The organism is Methanobrevibacter sp., from assembly GCF_030539665.1.
In the GTDB taxonomy this organism is placed as follows: domain Archaea; phylum Methanobacteriota; class Methanobacteria; order Methanobacteriales; family Methanobacteriaceae; genus Methanocatella.
On sequence record NZ_JAUNXR010000002.1, the window covers coordinates 43769 to 61196 of the forward strand.

The 17428-nt window shown below is 35.0% G+C and carries 17 protein-coding genes; 3 read left to right on the top strand and 14 right to left on the bottom strand.

Features of this window, described 5'->3' with window-relative positions; all coding sequences use genetic code 11:
- Positions 1-5: 5 nt before the first annotated feature.
- From Q4P18_RS02725 to Q4P18_RS02740, 4 genes are all read right to left on the bottom strand, one after another.
- Entirely contained in the window at positions 6-731 is a 726-nt protein-coding gene (locus Q4P18_RS02725) for a 4Fe-4S binding protein (protein WP_303335272.1), read from the bottom strand.
- A gap of 6 nt (positions 732-737) precedes the next feature.
- Positions 738-1910 (bottom strand): pyridoxal phosphate-dependent aminotransferase, encoded by a 1173-nt coding sequence (locus Q4P18_RS02730; RefSeq protein ID WP_303335274.1) that lies wholly within the window; start codon positions 1908-1910, stop codon positions 738-740.
- Positions 1911-2025: 115 nt separating this feature from the next.
- Positions 2026-2727, bottom strand: coding sequence for a DNA repair and recombination protein RadB (gene radB / locus Q4P18_RS02735; protein WP_303335275.1), 702 nt, complete (start codon positions 2725-2727; stop codon positions 2026-2028).
- A gap of 33 nt (positions 2728-2760) precedes the next feature.
- The gene (locus Q4P18_RS02740; RefSeq protein WP_303335277.1) at positions 2761-3342 is read right to left on the bottom strand and encodes an L-threonylcarbamoyladenylate synthase; all 582 of its coding nucleotides are present in this window, start codon (positions 3340-3342) and stop codon (positions 2761-2763) included.
- 46 nt (positions 3343-3388) lie between these two features.
- Here Q4P18_RS02740 and pgsA point away from each other — a divergent pair, with 46 nt between their 5' ends.
- Both pgsA and Q4P18_RS02750 read left to right on the top strand, forming a co-directional pair.
- Positions 3389-3955: an archaetidylinositol phosphate synthase gene (gene pgsA, locus Q4P18_RS02745; protein ID WP_303335279.1), complete on the top strand. Its 567-nt coding sequence runs from the start codon at positions 3389-3391 to the stop codon at positions 3953-3955.
- Positions 3952-4194, top strand: coding sequence for a DUF357 domain-containing protein (locus tag Q4P18_RS02750; protein WP_303335281.1), 243 nt, complete (start codon positions 3952-3954; stop codon positions 4192-4194). The genes pgsA and Q4P18_RS02750 overlap by 4 nt, the downstream gene beginning before the upstream one ends.
- 14 nt (positions 4195-4208) lie before the next feature.
- Here Q4P18_RS02750 and Q4P18_RS02755 read toward each other — a convergent pair whose 3' ends face one another.
- From Q4P18_RS02755 to alaS, 9 genes are all read right to left on the bottom strand, one after another.
- The gene (locus Q4P18_RS02755) at positions 4209-4913 is read right to left on the bottom strand and encodes an ABC transporter ATP-binding protein (RefSeq protein WP_303335283.1); all 705 of its coding nucleotides are present in this window, start codon (positions 4911-4913) and stop codon (positions 4209-4211) included.
- 9 nt (positions 4914-4922) lie between these two features.
- The gene (locus Q4P18_RS02760; RefSeq protein ID WP_303335285.1) at positions 4923-6032 is read right to left on the bottom strand and encodes an ABC transporter permease; all 1110 of its coding nucleotides are present in this window, start codon (positions 6030-6032) and stop codon (positions 4923-4925) included.
- Between the two features lie 90 nt (positions 6033-6122).
- A complete protein-coding gene (locus Q4P18_RS02765) occupies positions 6123-6827 on the bottom strand; it encodes an ABC transporter ATP-binding protein (protein ID WP_303335288.1) in 705 nt (234 codons plus the stop codon).
- 9 nt (positions 6828-6836) lie between these two features.
- Positions 6837-7970 carry an ABC transporter permease gene (locus Q4P18_RS02770; RefSeq protein ID WP_303335290.1) on the bottom strand — a complete coding sequence of 378 codons (1134 nt, stop codon included), beginning with the start codon at positions 7968-7970 and terminating at the stop codon, positions 6837-6839.
- Between the two features lie 171 nt (positions 7971-8141).
- Positions 8142-8558, bottom strand: a complete 417-nt coding sequence (locus tag Q4P18_RS02775; protein ID WP_303335293.1) for a hypothetical protein — start codon at positions 8556-8558, stop codon at positions 8142-8144.
- Positions 8559-8599: 41 nt separating this feature from the next.
- Positions 8600-9694 (bottom strand): fructose-1,6-bisphosphate aldolase/phosphatase, encoded by a 1095-nt coding sequence (gene fbp / locus Q4P18_RS02780; RefSeq protein WP_303335295.1) that lies wholly within the window; start codon positions 9692-9694, stop codon positions 8600-8602.
- 179 nt (positions 9695-9873) lie between these two features.
- On the bottom strand, positions 9874-11025 hold the full coding sequence (thiI, locus tag Q4P18_RS02785; RefSeq protein WP_303335298.1) for a tRNA uracil 4-sulfurtransferase ThiI: 1152 nt from the start codon (positions 11023-11025) through the stop codon (positions 9874-9876).
- Between the two features lie 8 nt (positions 11026-11033).
- Positions 11034-12212: a potassium/proton antiporter gene (locus Q4P18_RS02790; protein WP_303335300.1), complete on the bottom strand. Its 1179-nt coding sequence runs from the start codon at positions 12210-12212 to the stop codon at positions 11034-11036.
- 88 nt (positions 12213-12300) lie between these two features.
- Complete coding sequence (gene alaS / locus Q4P18_RS02795) at positions 12301-15015, bottom strand: alanine--tRNA ligase (protein ID WP_303335302.1); 2715 nt, start codon at positions 15013-15015, stop codon at positions 12301-12303.
- Between the two features lie 661 nt (positions 15016-15676).
- Here alaS and Q4P18_RS02800 point away from each other — a divergent pair.
- Entirely contained in the window at positions 15677-16858 is a 1182-nt protein-coding gene (locus tag Q4P18_RS02800; protein WP_303335304.1) for a chloride channel protein, read from the top strand.
- Positions 16859-17109: 251 nt separating this feature from the next.
- On the opposite strand, the gene rpl12p is transcribed toward Q4P18_RS02800, so the two are convergent.
- Positions 17110-17403 carry a 50S ribosomal protein P1 gene (gene rpl12p, locus Q4P18_RS02805; RefSeq protein WP_303335307.1) on the bottom strand — a complete coding sequence of 98 codons (294 nt, stop codon included), beginning with the start codon at positions 17401-17403 and terminating at the stop codon, positions 17110-17112.
- Positions 17404-17428: the final 25 nt, after the last annotated feature.

Below are 17428 nucleotides of genomic sequence, written 5' to 3' on the forward strand. Positions count from 1 at the left end.
ACCCACTACCTCTTTTTTTTCAATTTTTTAAAATATTTTTCTTTAATTTTATCATAACCTTTTTTATAAAATGGACATTTAAGCATACAAACACTACAACCCTCATGATGGGCCAGACATACCTTTTTAATAACTTTTTCATTTTCATCATAAGCGTCATGAGGACACTTCTTAATACAATTTCCACAATCCTTACAATAATCCTCCACCCAAAGCATTTCATTTTCATCCTTGAAAGGAAGATTGTCAATAGAAGTTGCTATTTGGAAAAATCCACTAGCCAATCCCTCTTTAAACAGACACATATTGCTTCTGAGAATAGCGCAATCATTAGATTGCATTGCAATTGCCCTTAAGCTTATCCTATCATCTAAAGGATGCAATATATTAGCCTCATAACCAGAACTTCTTAAAAAATCAGCCAATCTGTAAATATCCCTACCGATATCCTGAAATTCGTCATCCAACAATATTGCTTTTTCTTTTGATTGCTTCATTTTAAGAATATCGTCAGAAATAATATAAATGAGAGTGATAACATTGTCAAAATCAATATCCCACTCTTTTTTAAATTCTTCTGAAAGTTTAGAGTACCTAATACCATCTACCCCAAAATCATGAGCCAAATCTTCAAATGACTTAAAGTCCTTAACACTTATTTCCCTTTTAGGATTTTTAGGATTTGCTACCTCATAGGCATCAGGAATTGGTTTATGGTATCTAAATCTCATATCTCTCTAATTTTTTCTTAAAGCTTCAATGGCTTTCGGGAATTCTTCACAGAAAACTTCAATTTCGTTTGTTGGAATTGAATAACTTACACGCAAATATTTGTCTCCAAATAGTTTACTGGTGTATTCCCCTTCCCTTGTGAATATTTCTCTTTCAAGTAAGTACTCAGACAATTCCTTTGGATTGATTCCCGCTTCTGAAACATCAATAACCATCATGTTAGCGTCGGAAGGATATACTGGTAAGAATATGCCATCTATCTTATCTACAGTCTCTTTAATCAATTTCTGATTATGGAATGTTATTTCACGGACTTCATCCATCCATTCGTCTTTGGTTTGAAGACCTTTGATAGCTCCATATTGGGCGATTATATTAACTCCCAAATCATTTACCACAACATTTTTAATAGCTTCAATTATATAATCTGTTGAAATAACTGCACCAATCCTAACACCAGCCATTCCAAATATTTTGGAGAAGCTGTAAACGGTTAAAGTATTTTCCGGAGCATAATCAGCAACCAAGAAATGTTCACGAGCAAAATCTTTGTATGTTACGTCATGCAAAAGATAGATATCGTTTTCAATAGCTATTTGGGCAAATTCCTTGATTTCATCTTCTGTATAGCAAACACCCAATGGATTAAGTGGATCGATTAATATAATCATTTTAGTGTTTTCGTCAAGATTTTCACGTACAAGCTGAGGAGTCAATTTATAATCATTTTCCTCATTATAAATTGGAACGTACTTTACTTCATCGGCAAATCTATCTGCAAAAGTTCCAATAATCAAATAACCAGGATCACAAGTAATTACATTGTCTTCAGGTTCCAATAAAGCATGCATACAAAGGTAAAGGGACTCTGTTGCACCTGCAGTCAAAAATACCTCAAAATCTTCGAATCCTAAATCGTTTAATATTAATTTTTTAAGTTCTGAAAAACCTTCTGGAGGAGGATATTTACAATATTCCTTTTCTAAAACACAAGAAGCCATAGCATCAGCTATAACATCACCGACCAAATGGTTTGTATTTTGACCCATCCAAATCATGTCTTTATCCATGAATACTGCTTCAAAGAAATCATTAGCTGAGTCATAACCTTTAGGGGGTTTCCTCTCAATTTTTTCATATCTTTTTATAGGCTTCATGCCTATTTTCTTTCCATCCATTTTTATCACATAAAAAAGTTAATTTTATATTAAATTATATTTATTTAATTCCTTATTAATAAATTAATTGAACAATATTTAAATGAATTATTAATTTATTATTAATATAAAACAATCAAATAATTCCTTTTGAAGTAATTTTAAACTTGGCTGTTTTGCCTTCGGCCACATTCCTATGCCTTTTGATGGTGGCCATTCTCTCATGCAAATCATTGCATTTCTCTAACTGGATCATGGTTTTACTCCAATACTGTAGAATATCCCCACCTACAGGATTGATGCTCTTTTTACCATCATCATTAAAGGAATAAATCTGGTTGGTTAAAAATACTGCAATGTTGAACTTTCTAGCGATTTTTGATAAAATCCCCATCTGCTTACCTAACTCCTTATTTAACATGGAATATGGAGTGTCCTCCACACGATAAAGCGCAACTGCAGAATCAAGAATTATCAAATCAACACCCTCATGATTTCTAGCTATCCATAGGTTCAATGTCTTTAAGGAATCTATTTGCTCTGTAAAATTAGTAGGTTCCAAAACAAAAATGTTTTTTGTTATTTCGGAAAAATCAGATTGGGCAATCTGTTTAATTCTGTCTAAAGATATTCCGCCTTCAGTGTCAATATAAATGGCCTTCTTACCATTTCTAGCCACATTGACTGCAAGAGATAATGCAATGTTACTTTTACCTGAACTTGGAGGTCCGAAAACCTGAGTTATAGTACCCTTTTCAACCCCTCCCTCTAAAAGAACATCCAGTCTAGAGTTTGTTGGAATCTTACCATCATTATCAAAACTAGCTAAAGGCTTCATATATATCATTATGTAATTTAAAGATTATAAAAATTAACGTTTAGTGAAAACAGGTTTATCCGATGTTAAATCTACAATGGTTGAAGGATTATTGTTTTCAAGCTCCCCAACGTCAATAACTAAATCCACATCAACATCCAATTGTTTTAAAATATCTTCAGGATTATTCAAGGTTTCTTCATTAGTTAAATTCGCACTTGTAGTAATGATTGGGAATAAATTAGCCAGCTGACAAGCAATATTATAATCAGGAACCCTGACACCAACCTTGGTAAGGCCACCAGTAACTGTTCTTGGAACTACAGTTGTTTTGTTCAAAATAAATGTGTATGGCCCAGGCAAATATTTGTCGATGATCTTTTTATCCTCAACATCGACTTTAGCCACAATATCAATGGCCTTTTTTGAAGAAATTAAAATTGACAATGGCTTTAGGGGAGATCTGTTTTTAATCTGAAAAATCTTTTTAACAGCATTTCTATTGAAAATATTCGCTCCCAATCCGTAAACGGTATCAGTAGGATATAAGATAACCCCGCCATTAGCCATTACTTCAATAGCTTCCCCTATTATTGATTTATCGAAATTTTTTGTATCGGTCTTTAATATTTTCATGAAACTACCTAAAAATTATATATGAATAACTTCTTTATATATACTTATGCTTGAGAGTCTACGACCTTTTTTAACAAGAATTTTAAATCCAATCGCTGAAAAAATCAATATAAATCCAAATATCGTCACTTTGGTTTCTCCATTCATTGCGTTGCTTTCAGCCATTGCCTATGGAGAGAAAATAATACTTTTAGGTGCGACATTCATTCTTTTAAGCGGATTTTTAGATGTTGTGGATGGTGCAGTAGCTCGTTTTCATGGAAGAACCTCCAAATTCGGAGCTTTTCTTGATTCAACAATTGACAGAATAGCTGATGGAATAATCTATATTGGAATAATCTTCGGAGGCTATTGCGACTGGTTTATAGGAATTCTTGCAATACATTCTGCATTGACAATCAGCTATGTAAAAGCAAGAGCAGAATCACAAGGAGTAGAATGTAATGTTGGTATTGCAGAGCGTGCAGTTAGACTGATTATCCTAATGATTGGATCTGTTGTAGGATATCTAACGGCGCCAATCTATTTCACATACATAATCATATTTTTAGTGATCATATCATACATTACAGTTGTTCAAAGAGTTTATCATGTATGGAGGCAGTTGAAATGAGTAATCTAGAAAGTCCGGAAAAAATAGCCATAGACATTGCAAAATTAGAGAGAAACTTGAATCAGGTAGCCGACATTACCTTTGAAAATGAAGAAAAGGAAGTTTATGATAGGGCAGTAGACTATATGAATGATTCCAAGTATTATTTGGAAAAAGAGGATTATAGAACTGCATTCGGCTGTATCGAATATAGCCATGGGCTTTTAGATGCCCTTCGTATGATTCATGGATTGATTTAAAAAAAGAAAAGAGACTAGTGAATTTTGATTTCACTGTCCAAAAGAGAATCATCAGCGTCGGCCTTGATCTTGCCGTCCAACACTTCAATGACCCTATCAGCCAATCTGGCAACATCCATATCATGAGTAACCATAATCAAAGTTACATTCTCTTCCTTATGGAGCTTGTTTAGCTGTTTTAAAATCTTGTTACTTGTTTTTGAATCCAATGACCCTGTTGGTTCGTCAGCCAAAATAATGGATGGTTCATTAGCCAAGGCACGTGCAATAGCAACCCTTTGACGCTCACCACCGGACAACTGATTAGGAAGCATTTTAGCCTTATCCCCCAGTCCGACAATATCCAATAAGTGAAGAGCCCTTTCACGCATCTTTTTTGAGCCCCATTTCTTGGTAAACATAGGAATCTCAACATTCTCAACAACTGACAAGTTTGGAATCAAATTATGAAGCTGGAAAACAAAGCCTATCTTGTCAGCTCTAAACTCGTTTAATTTCTTATTGGATTCCAAATTATAGCCAGCAACAGAAATTGAACCTGAATCTGGAGTATCAAGAGCACCCAACATGTTAAGAAGAGTGGATTTTCCAGAACCTGAAGGTCCGATAATAGATACAAACTCTCCTTCCTCGATTGTAAGATTAATGCCGTTTAAAGCCTTGATATTTCCGTCTTCATAAGTTTTAACCAAATCTTTAATTTCAACAATATTGCTCATAGATAACACCTACTCATACCTCAAAGCTTCAGTCGGAGGCAATTTCATTGCTTTCATAGCAGGGAATATTCCACCAATTATTCCGACTGCAATGGCTATGATGAATGCCTGTGCAAATGTCTGTAATGTGAATATAGGAGTTATGCCAATCATTGGCCCTGCAATTGTAACAGCAACATATCCTATAATGGATCCTAGAATAGCTGATAAAATAGTAATAACAAGAGATTCACCTACAATCATTAGTAAAATTCTTTTATTGGACCATCCTACTGCTTTTAAAACTCCAATTTCACGAGTTCTTTCAAATACTGACATCAGCATTGTATTGATAATGCCCAAACCACCAACAACGATAGCTAAAAGAGAAATCGCAAGAGATGCTGACTTTAACATATTCAACATGTCAGCCATTTGATTCATTTCCATGACAGAAGACACTGTTGTAATATTTTCACCATATTTTTCATCTATCCTGTCTGCAACTTCTTTAGGGTCAGATTCCTTATCCACCACAACATAAACGTTACTTATGCTGCCCTCATCACCAGAAATCTCACCGACTTTTGAAATTGATGTGAAAGCACCCCCGTCACTTCCCTGATCACCTGATTCAAAGGTTCCCACTATTTCAAATTTTTCTCCATTAACAGAAACGGAATCCCCTATTGACAGATTCTTATTTTCAGCAAAAATTTTACCAACGACTATTTCAGATGAATTTTCCTTGAATATTCTTCCACTGGTTATTTCCATTTCTGCAGCATCGGTTGCATTTGCATTTATTCCTATCAACGTAAACATTGGATTTCCATCAACGTTTGTAAGAGTTACATAAATAGGAAATGTGCTGTTTACTCCTTCTACTGATGCTATTATGCTGGTCCAGTTGGAACTGATCGTATTGGTTCCGTAGGCAGTGTTACCTGAATCTTTTCCAGTTACGGTAAAGTCGGCTCCACCTGCATGAATTGTGTCTTCAAAGGTACCAACAAGTCCATCAGTAATACCTCCAAGTGCTACGATTGTAGTTATTCCAATACAAATTCCCACAATAGCTAGAATAGCGCTTGTTTTCCTCCTGAAAGGATTTTTAAGAATTAACTTTAAAAACGACATTTAAATTTCACCATTTTTTATAAAAACACGCAATATATAAAAATTATATGATATAAAATTTAAATGTTTTGAAAAAAAGAAAAAAAGAGACTAGTGAATTTTGATTTCACTGTCCAAAAGAGAATCATCAGCGTCAGTCTTAATCTTGCCGTCCAACACTTCAATGACCCTATCAGCCAATCTAGCAACATCCATATCATGAGTAACCATAATCAAAGTTACGTTTTCCTTTTTATGAAGTTCATTGAGCTGTTTTAAAATCTTGTTACTTGTTTTTGAATCAAGAGAACCTGTGGGCTCATCAGCCAGAATGATTGAAGGCTCGTTAGCCAATGCACGTGCAATAGCTACCCTTTGACGCTCACCACCAGACAACTGGTTTGGCTTCATTTTGGCCTTATCCTCCAGTCCAACAATATCCAACAAGTGAAGAGCCCTTTCACGCATCTTTTTTGAGCCCCATTTCTTGGTAAACATAGGAATCTCAACATTCTCAACAACTGACAGGTTTGGAATCAAATTATGAAGCTGGAAAATGAAACCTATCTTGTCTCCCCTGAACTCATTTAATTTCTTGTTGGAAGTTAAATCGAAGCCGGCAACGTTAATGTATCCACTGTCAGGAACATCCAAAGCACCCAACATGTTTAAAAGAGTGGACTTGCCGGAACCTGAAGGCCCAATGATAGATACGAACTCACCATCCTCAATAGTGAGGTGGATGCCGTTTAAAGCTTTGATATTTCCCTTTTCATATGTTTTAACCAAATCTTTAATCTCAACAATATTGCTCATATATATCACCTACTCATACCTCAAAGCTTCTGTCGGAGGCAAGCGGACAGCCTTGATAGCTGGATAGACCCCTCCGATTATACCGACGATTATAGCAATTGAAAATGCCTCGACAATTGTTTGTGGTGTAAATATTGCACTCATTCCACCGAGAATGTTAAGGCTCATGAAGATTTCAACACCAATGATACCGACAATGGTACCTACAATGGCTGCAGCAACTGTCAATACTATTGACTCTGCAATAATCATCATCAAAATCTTTTTATTGGACCAACCTACAGCCTTCAAAACACCAATTTCACGAGTTCTTTCAAGAACAGACATGAGCATAGTGTTAATGATTCCAACACCACCGATTACAATAGCCAACAATGAAATACCGAATGAAACACCATGAAGCATATCAATCAAGTCTTTAGCCATCCCCAAGTCAGAAAGTGAGGAAATGACGGTTATGTTATCGTCATATTTATCCTCCAATGCATCTCCAACCTCTTCAGGCTCCATTTTAGGATCTACCTTAACAAAAATGGAAGATATGTTTCCCTCATCATCCATTAAATCCTGCATGTTGTCCAAAGTCATGAAATAACTCATATCCTGATTGGAATTACCTGATTCGAAAATTCCAACAACCTTGAATGTTTCATCTCCGATTGTTATCTCATCCCCGACAGTCACATTGTTTGTTTCGGCAGTTACCTTACCTGCAATGATTTCCTTAGCATCGCTATCGGCGAAGATGTGGCCTTTTATTATATTCAATTCTGCAAACTTAACATCACTAGGATTTATTCCAACCAATGACATTATCTTGTTATCGTGTGGAATTGTACTTGAATATACTCCAACCGCTTCAGTGACTCCCTTTTCTTTTTTAATTTTATCAACCCAGCTTTCATTTAGTTTCGTAGTTCCAAACATGGAGGATTGATCAGAAACGGAAGTGGAACTGGAACCTGTAATTGTAATGTCAGTACCTCCTGAATGAAGAGTATCCTCCGCACTAGCTATTAAACCATCAGTAATTCCACCAAGAGCAACAATAGTAGCAATGCCAATACCAATACCGACAATTGCCAGAAATGCCCTGGTCCTATTCCTAAATGGATTTTTTAAAATTAACGATAAAAATGACATGACTAATAATATGTGAATATATTTATATAAATGTAATTATGTGTTAAAAAGAGCCAATAACGTATCAATAAGCATATTACATGCTGTTTGTTAAAAGAATTAAAAGAAATCAAATAGCAATAAATCGGCATTTGCCAATCTTAAAAAAATAAGAGATTAAAAAAATGTTAATTATTCAAGACCGTCATTCAAGCCGTTGTTATTCTTATCCATCCAGGAATACTCCTCAGGATACTTTTCATACAATTTCTGATTTGCATAATCTGACCCTGGGCTTGACTGATAGTATGGATTTTTTGCACAGCTTCTGCAAACTTTACCTTGAGTATAATCATCATTTGCTTCTGATGCTGATAGTGCTGCCCCACAAATGGCACAGTAGCCATATGCCCCACTATTCTTGCTTGAAGAACCTGAACTTATGTCTTCAGTTACATTTGTAATGTTCTCTGTAACGTTGGTCGTATTGTTGGCAACATTTGCGTTTTTAGATTCTGCATTGCCAGTTAAGATTACAAAAGAAGCGCATAAAGCCATAGCAATAACTATCACGGATATCAAAATAGCAATGCCTGTTTTTTTATTCATTATATCTTAAAAAAAAAGTTAAAAAGAATAATTAGTTAAAATTATTCCATATCTTCAAATCTTTCTTCGAGTTTTTCCATTACACCAGGCAATGAAGTGTATTCCATTTCTTCAGCAGGTAATCTGTGAGGTTCAAATGGACCATGTCTTCTGATGTAACTTGCAATTAAAGCTGCTTCTTCTCTGGTAGGGTCGAAAGCAGGGTCATCGAACAAGTCTACAGGACCAATTAATTGACCATCAGCAACTTGGAAACCTAAACCAATTACTCTTGGAGGTCCGTCGAATCTGATCGGGTTTGCATCTTCTTCAGATACAGGCATTAAAGGACCGTTGTGAGATCCCCTCATCCATCCACTTACCATGTGAGGGAATGCAAATGGTTCAACTACTTCACCGTTAGCTGGGAATCCTGATTGTGCTCTTACAATAGCTGCAGGGTCATCTTTACCTACATATTCTCCAGCCATTAAGTTTAATCTTTCAGTACTTATTGCAGCTGCAATTTCACCGTTTTTCTTCCATACTCTTTTAATTACGTATCTTCCAGTAGAACCAATTAAAGCAAGTAAATCATACATTTCTTCAGGACAGTCTAAAATAACTTTTCTGTGTTCGATTACATCAAATACTTCGAATTTGAAACCATCGTGTAAACTTGGGTCAATAACAAGACCTGCAGTGTTAAATGGATCTGCAAACATTTTGAAAATAGGCATGTTAAATGCACCAGGTTCGGTTTTATCACAGCAGAATACCAATACAGGATCACTTGGTCTTTCTTTGAATTCCATTTCAGCTACACCAGGACCCATACCTTTAATGTTTCCTGAGAAGGTATCAGATAATAAATCTTGACCTGCACCATATAACTTTAATTCACGTGCTCTTTCAGTAGCTTTCATAAAAGCGTTATAAGCTGTTTCGTGTACTTCTTGATTTTCTTCACCATTTTGGTGAGCCATTATCAAATCAATGTCGTCTCCACAACGGCTTATATAATAATCAGTTAAAATACCAGATTCTAAAGCATCGTTTAATACATCGTCACAAATATCCATTAACTCAGGATGAGCAACACAGTGTCCAGAAACACTTCCAATATCTGCTTTGATTACACTAATAGTTGTTTTCATTTTCAAAACACCTCAAAATTATTAGATTTCACTTGTAAGTGAATTATAAGCATTAACTATTGTAAAAATTTAAGATATAACTTAAAAATTTACTAGTTACTATACATTATTTATTTTTGATTTGTATAGTATTTAATTATTATGTTTTAAAAGAATAATAAAAAAGAATTAAAATAAAATTATTCTTTAGAAATATTATTGAAAGCCTCTTCTACTGCCTCCTTTTGATTCATTGAATCTTTTGCTTCGTTTACCCTTTCAATATCCGCCTTGGTTTCAGGATACCTAGGAGCTGCATCGCAACCCCCATCGTCGACTTTGGATATCTCAAAGGTACCTATCTTTTCAGCTATCTTTTGAATTTCTGATTTGTCCAAACCAATCAAAGGACTCAATATAGGATATTCAGAGTCATTTCTAGTGGCCAATATGTTGGCAAGTGTCTGGGAAGCCACCTGGCCTACACTGCTACCATCAACAAGAGCCAAAGCCCCTGTTTTTTCTGCAAGCTTTGAAGCAACCTGATACATTCCTGATTTACATAGAACACAGGTCATTTTCTCAGGAGCATCATCTTTACATTTCTTTAAGTAATCTCCAAACTTAACAATTCTTTTCTGTATTGGAACGCCAGCAGCATATACATTCAATGCATCAACCAAATCATCGAATTTTTCACGTGACTTTGGTTTGGTATAAGGTTCTGCATCAAAATGAAGGGCGATAACCTCACATCCCCTTTTCATCATCATATAAGTAGCTACAGGGGAATCTATTCCGCTTGATAACAATGATATTACCTTACCTTGAGTTCCTAAAGGCAAACCTCCAGGCCCTTCAACCTTTTCATGATAAATGAATGTTTCATTATCCCTTATTTCAACGTATATTGTTAATTCCGGATTTGTCAGGTCAACGGGACAACCCACCTTACGCACCACCACGGCTCCACAATGACCAGCCATTTCCTGAGATGTGAAGTCATGATTTCCAACACGCCTGCATTTGATTGCAAATGTTGTTTCGGAGGTTAGAATTCCCCCTTCCAATAAAACATCAACATATTTTTCAAGTGTAGAATCAATATCCTCAGTATTGGTGTATGTTGTAACGGCAGGAGAATATGAAACAATACCGAATATCTTATTTAATTTATTGAGTGTTTCTTCCATGTTTTTCGGATAAACATAGATTCTTCCCTGGCTCCTCTCAACTTCACAATCGCTGGCCGCCTTTATGTTCTTTACCAGCTTTCTTTCAAATCTTGATCTTACCTTCGGACTTTTAAGACCGATTTCCCCATATCTGACAATTATTAAAGTATAATCCACATAATCACCTAATTCAACAAATTTAAATGTTTAGCAACCACTTTCAGTGTGGAACCTTGGAGCAATACTGACATACAGGTGATAACCATAACCGTATTTAGCAATGTCATCGCATCAGGTATTTGTGCAACGAGCGGATAGAATGCAAATACGATAGGGATTGCACCTTTAACACCAGCCCATGAAATAAATGTCTTTGCCCTCATATTCAGCTTAAACGGAGCCAATGTGATTAGAACGGCAATCGGCCTTGCGACAAATATCAAAACGATTGATATTATTAATGCAGGGACGAAAACTGTCAGCAATTCTGAAGGATCTGTGAATGCCCCTAACAATATGAACATTATAATCTGCATAACCCAAGCAAATCCGTCGAAAAATGACAGCTGCAACTCTTTATATTTGATTTTACAGTTACCTATAATGATTCCAGCTATATATACTGCCAAGAATCCGTTTCCGCCAAAGTATTCTGTTATCGCATAGGATAAAATTGCTGCAGACACCAGCAAAACAGGATATAAACCTTCAATAGGCAATTTTAACCTTGCAAGAAATATTGAAAGTCCTTTTCCTAAAAGAGCACCTCCAATAAATCCTACAACCAAGGATACTATGAACTGTATAACAATTTGCACCATTGAAGTTTGAGGGTGCAATATCAAGTGGATGATTGAAATTACAATAATATAAGCCATCGGATCGTTTGTACCACTCTCCAGTTCCAGAATATTGTCCAAATCGTACTTGATTTTCATGTTCTGAGTCCTGAAAATGGAAAATACGGCAGCAGCATCTGTAGATGAAACTGTAGCTCCCAAAAGCAAGGACAACATCAAATCCATATTGAAAATATAATGTACGGACAATCCAACCACAATAAAGGTTATGAAAACCCCAACTGTAGACAATGAAATTCCTTCCTTCAAAACGGGCTTTATATGACCGAAACTAGTATCCAAACCACCAGAAAACATGATTGTTATAAGAGCAAAGATACTAATCGATTGAACCAAGTTATAATTACTAATCGAATTCTGAACAAAACGTCCAGTATCCAAAAAAATTCCTAAAAATAAAAATACAACAAGTATTGGAACTCCAATCTTTGAAGTGAACCTAGTGAACAGCACACTTGCAAAAAGAACCAAACCTGCTAATAATAATAAAAAATGTATATCCATCATTATACCAAGCATATATATTAATGATATTATTTATATTTGGTATGATATATAATTTTTTGCAAAAAAAAATAAAAAAGGAAAACGATTAGATTAAGCCAATAGCTGTCTCTAATGCTTCTTCCATTTTCTCCTTATTCGGACCTGCACCTTGTGCCAATGTCAAGCGGCCACCACCGCCACCACCAAGAAGTCCAGCTGCCTCCTTGATAATATCGTTTATTTTGATTCCATCATCAATAGCTTTTTGAGATGCAGCACCAACAATCTTACCGTCATTATTTCCAATGACTGCAACATCTGCCTTGTCATTGTCGGTGAAATCAGTGGCAATCTTTTGAAGTTCCTTGAAATCGGCATCGATTAGTTGTTTGATGACTCTCAAACCGTTGATCTCATCAACATCATCACTTAATGAATTCATCTTGAGAGATGCGATTTCTGATTTTAGCTTATCGATTTCGTTTTTCTGAGCCTTCCATTCACTGAAGAACCTGTCACAGGTTTTAGGCAACTGTTCAGCCTCAACCTTGAATATTTCGGAACTTTTTGATAGAAGATCGTTTTCATGCTGTATGGAGTTGACTGCAGCAATACCTGCTGAGAAATCAATTCTTTCAACACCATCCTGAACCCTTTCGGTCTTGTTGATCTTAATAGGTCCTATATCACCAGTTCTTGGAATATGAGTACCTGCACATGCCTGAACATCAATTCCAGGAACCTTAACAACACGAATTACTCTTCCAGGAACTATACCTCCCTGATAGAGTCTGAATCCGTAAAGCTGCTCTGCCTCATCCCTTGAATGGAACTGAATATCCAGCTCAATATTGTCCATTACAAATTCATTAGCTATTCTTTCAATTTCATTGATTTCTGATTGTGAAATTCTCTTATAATGAGACAAGTCAATCCTTGAACGTTGGATTCCTTTTTGTGCACCTGCTTGCCAAATATGATCTCCAAGAACTTCTTTTGCAGCAGCTACGATTAAGTGAGTGGCTGTGTGATGGCGTGCAAGAGTTATTCTCCTATCCCAATCAATAACCCCATTGATTTTCTTACCAATCAAGTCATTCAAGACATCTTCGGAGAAATCGTCATTGTCTGCAACGACATGGTGAAGAACCACATTGTTTACCTTTTCTGCATAGTCGATTTCATATTCCACATCATCATAAGATATTTTACCTATATCTGAAGGTTGACCTCCCCCTTCAGGATAGAATGTGGTTTTATCAAAGACCAAAGCCAATTTACCGTCTTTTTCAATAACATCCAAAACTTCAGCTTCAAATTCTTGTTGTTCGAAGTCTTGATAGAACAGCAATTCGGTTTCCGGACAATCAAAGTTAAACAAGTCTTTTTTAGCAACCTTGTCTTTTTCATGTTCATTTGCAACAAGTGTAAAGAAATTATCAGGAACATTAACTGTGAAGTTCATTGATTTTCCAATCTCTTCAACTGTTTCTGGAGGAATTCCATTTGCATCGTAAACCTCAATAAGTTTTTCCAAAGGCATTTCTTCCACATTGTCTTTTTTAAGCTTTTTAATTAGTCTGGAAACTATACTTCTTCCTTTTTTAATAGTGGTTTGATACCTTTCCTCTTCTAGAGATATGATGTTCATGATATGATCTTTAGATTCTTCAATTTCAGGATAAAACTTGGTTAAAAATTCCAGCTGAATCTCCATTACTTCAGCTAAAGATTCTTTCATGTTAAGCTCTTTCATGAATCTAATGGTTCTTCTTAAAACCAAACGAGCCAAATAACCTTCTTTTACATTGGATGGAATAATACCGTCAGCCAACATGAATGCAAGACAACGAGTATGATCAGCTATGATGTAAATTGCTTCCATAGGTTCGGCTGACTCTAGAAGTTCCTCCAAGGAAATTCCTAAACTATCTGCAACCTGTTGACGCAACTCTTTGATGTCCCCAATATCTTCAATATCCATCATTCCTGCAATTTCCGCATTACGTGAAAGAATTTCGGTGTTTAGTTTAACGTCGGTCAATTCCATCAGCTTATTAACAACAGGTGCAAAACAGGCGTCATATGCAGTAGGAGTTCCTTGACTGATCCATGCGATTCTTTCAAGCCCATAACCTGTATCAACTACCTTGATTGGAATTTCTTTTTTGTCACCGTTTTCAAGGGTTTCATATTGTATGAAAACCAAAGTGGCCAATTCCACTCCTCTAACGCAGACTTCATAACAAGGTCCTTCATTACCTCCTCCGCTCCACCAGGATTTGATGAAGGTAATTTCCTTAGTGTCCATTCCGATATATTTGAAGAACTCGTGACAGAGCCTTATTGTTTCATCTTCCCAGTAAATAAACTCGTCTTCCGTATTGATAACTGTATGTGACCCCATTGTAAAACATGTCATGTGCCTACCTGTTCTTCCAACGTTGTCCACATCGTTCAAACGAACGGAAGGTTGAGCTACTTCAAGAGGATTAGCAGGAGGTTTTACTAAACCAGATGTTACCCATGGTTGGAAACAGAAAATGGAAGCTCCTACTAAAAATACGTCATCTCTCCATCTTTTTGCTAAAATTGGATAACGTGATATATGAGTATGGCCTTCTTTTTCTAAAAATTCTCTAAAAACTTGTTGGATTTCATAAAGAGTGTAAGGCTTATCAGTTGCAGGATTTCCAATAAATGAATACTCATCACAAGGAGCATCACCACAAGTGTTCCTATCAATCTGAGAATAAAACTCCTGTCCACAAGTTTCACACTTTTGAAGTTTATATCCTAATTTTTCAAATATTTCTACCATAATATCAGCTTAAAAAAGTAAATCATTATAATATTTATTTTCAACAATAATAATATTTACTAGTTTTATATGTAATTATCAAACAGCCCATAATAAGTATTTCTACCTCTCCCTAACTTTTTAATTAGATTCTTGTCGTTGAGCTTCTTTAAGTAAACATAAGATGATTCCATATTTCAAATTCATAGTCCTCCCTCATTCAATAAAATAATTTTTCCCGAAATATCAAGCTATTCCATTTATGGTAATGAAAGGGTAATGATTAATTTGAAAAAATAGCTAAAAACTCTTAAAAACTAAAAATAATGCTTAGAAATCCATATTTTAAAATAGATTCTAGGAATGATTAAGCTGAAAATATGCGAAAATAAGGTAATGAAAGGGCAATTATTAAAAAAAAAGTTCAAAAATTAATAATTCCTCCAATATTCATAAGTGAAATTTCTAATGTGGCAGCACATCCCAACTCCATTAATTTTTCCAATCTGCCATCTTTTGAAGCTCCCATTAATTATTGATATTGATGTATTAAGAACTTTGATCATGAGGCTTTACCCATCAAATTCAAGTATATGAATATATTTATTATCCTAAAATACCAAAATAATCAATAATGAACATTATTAGAAAAAATTTAACATATTACTCCGGCTGTTTTTTAATGGGCTGTATTTTTGCGATAATCGTATGGTTATTTTTGAAAACTATGAATATTGGAACAAATCTTTTATGGAATATTCTTCCCAATTTCTCAGGTTTAAAAATATATCCAATTATAACATGTTTGATTGGAGGATTGATTTTAGGCTTAGTTAAAATGAAATATGGCGAAACAATTTACGAAATGGATGTTTTGATTAAAAAAGTCAAAAACAAGGAAAAACTAAAAAGCGAAAATATTATTGTCATATTCATAAGTGCATTGATTCCCATAATTTTTGGAGGAAGCATTGGTCCTGAAGCAGGGTTATGCTGTATTATAATAATTCTTTGTATTTGGATAAGCAAGTACATGGCCTTCTTTAACAAAAATGTTTATGAAATTTGTGATGCAGGTATAAATTCTGTTTTCACTTTAATATTTTTAGCACCATTGTATGGTCTGGTGGCACCTATAGAAAATGAAATAAATACCAAAAAGAAAATGTATAGTAATTTAATATGTATCTTTGGAGCTTTGCTTGTGTTTTATGCGTTGGGTCAGATTTTTGGCTTATCCGGAGGTTTTCCTCATGTTGAAAACTACAATATAACCAATTTTGAAAGAATGATGGCAATACCAATGGCCATTATCGGATCAGCATTTGGAATCATCTATCTATTTTTTGATAAATTCACATTGAAATTATTTGAAAAGATTAGTTTTAAATATGATATTTTAGTTACCTGTTTGATTGGAGGATTGATATTGGGCATTTGCGGTACTTTTTTACCACTGACACTTTTCTCAGGACAGGAAAATATGGAAATCATTTTACAAACATATGCAAGTTACACACCGCTCCTCTTAATCGTAATCGGCCTGATAAAATTGCTTCTAACCAATATCTGCATTAAATCCGGATGGAAAGGAGGGCCATTTTTCCCAGTGATATTTTCTGGAATCATTATAGGGTGTGGATTGTCATTATTATTTAATGTAAACGTAGGATTTTCCGTGGCCATCATAGTTGCTTCCATGTTAGGCGTTTTGATGAAAAAACCAATAGCTGTTGCATTGTTATTGCTTTTATGTTTTGATTTGTCAATAATACCTTGGTTAATTGCAGCTTCATTTATAGGAACAATCATTCCAACAGATAAGCTGAATTTAACAACAAAAGACTTTGAAAATTCTGTATAAGAAAATAAAATTTCTGTTTTCTAAATTTATTTTTATTATTTTTTAGCATTTCTAATTTAAAAAAAAGAAAATCAGCGAATGGGCAATTTTTTAACTGAAAATGAAATAGACCCCCTACAGGGTTAAAAAAAGTTCAAAAATTAATAATTTCTCCAACATGCAAAAGTCAGTAAAAAATAGTTGTTATAAAAATAGTTGTTTGTTAAAATAAGATCCAAAAAAAGTAAGAAAGATAAGGTGGGATAGAAAATCTATCCGAATAAAGCACCTAAACCAGCTGCTGCTTCTTCTTCAGCTGCTTCTTCGTCTTCTTCTTCCTCTTCTTCAGCTGCTGCTTCTACTGGAGCTGCTGCTACAGGAGCTGCTGCCATTGCAGTAGTTTCCATTGCTTCTTCGATGTCTACATCTTCTAAAGCTGCGATTAATGCTTTGATTCTAGCATCATCTGCGTCGATACCTGCTGCTTCTATAATACTCTTAACATTTTCTTCATTAATGTCTTTGTCTGCGCTGTGTAAAATCATTGCCGCATATATGTATTCCATGTTATCACCATTTATTTTGTAATGA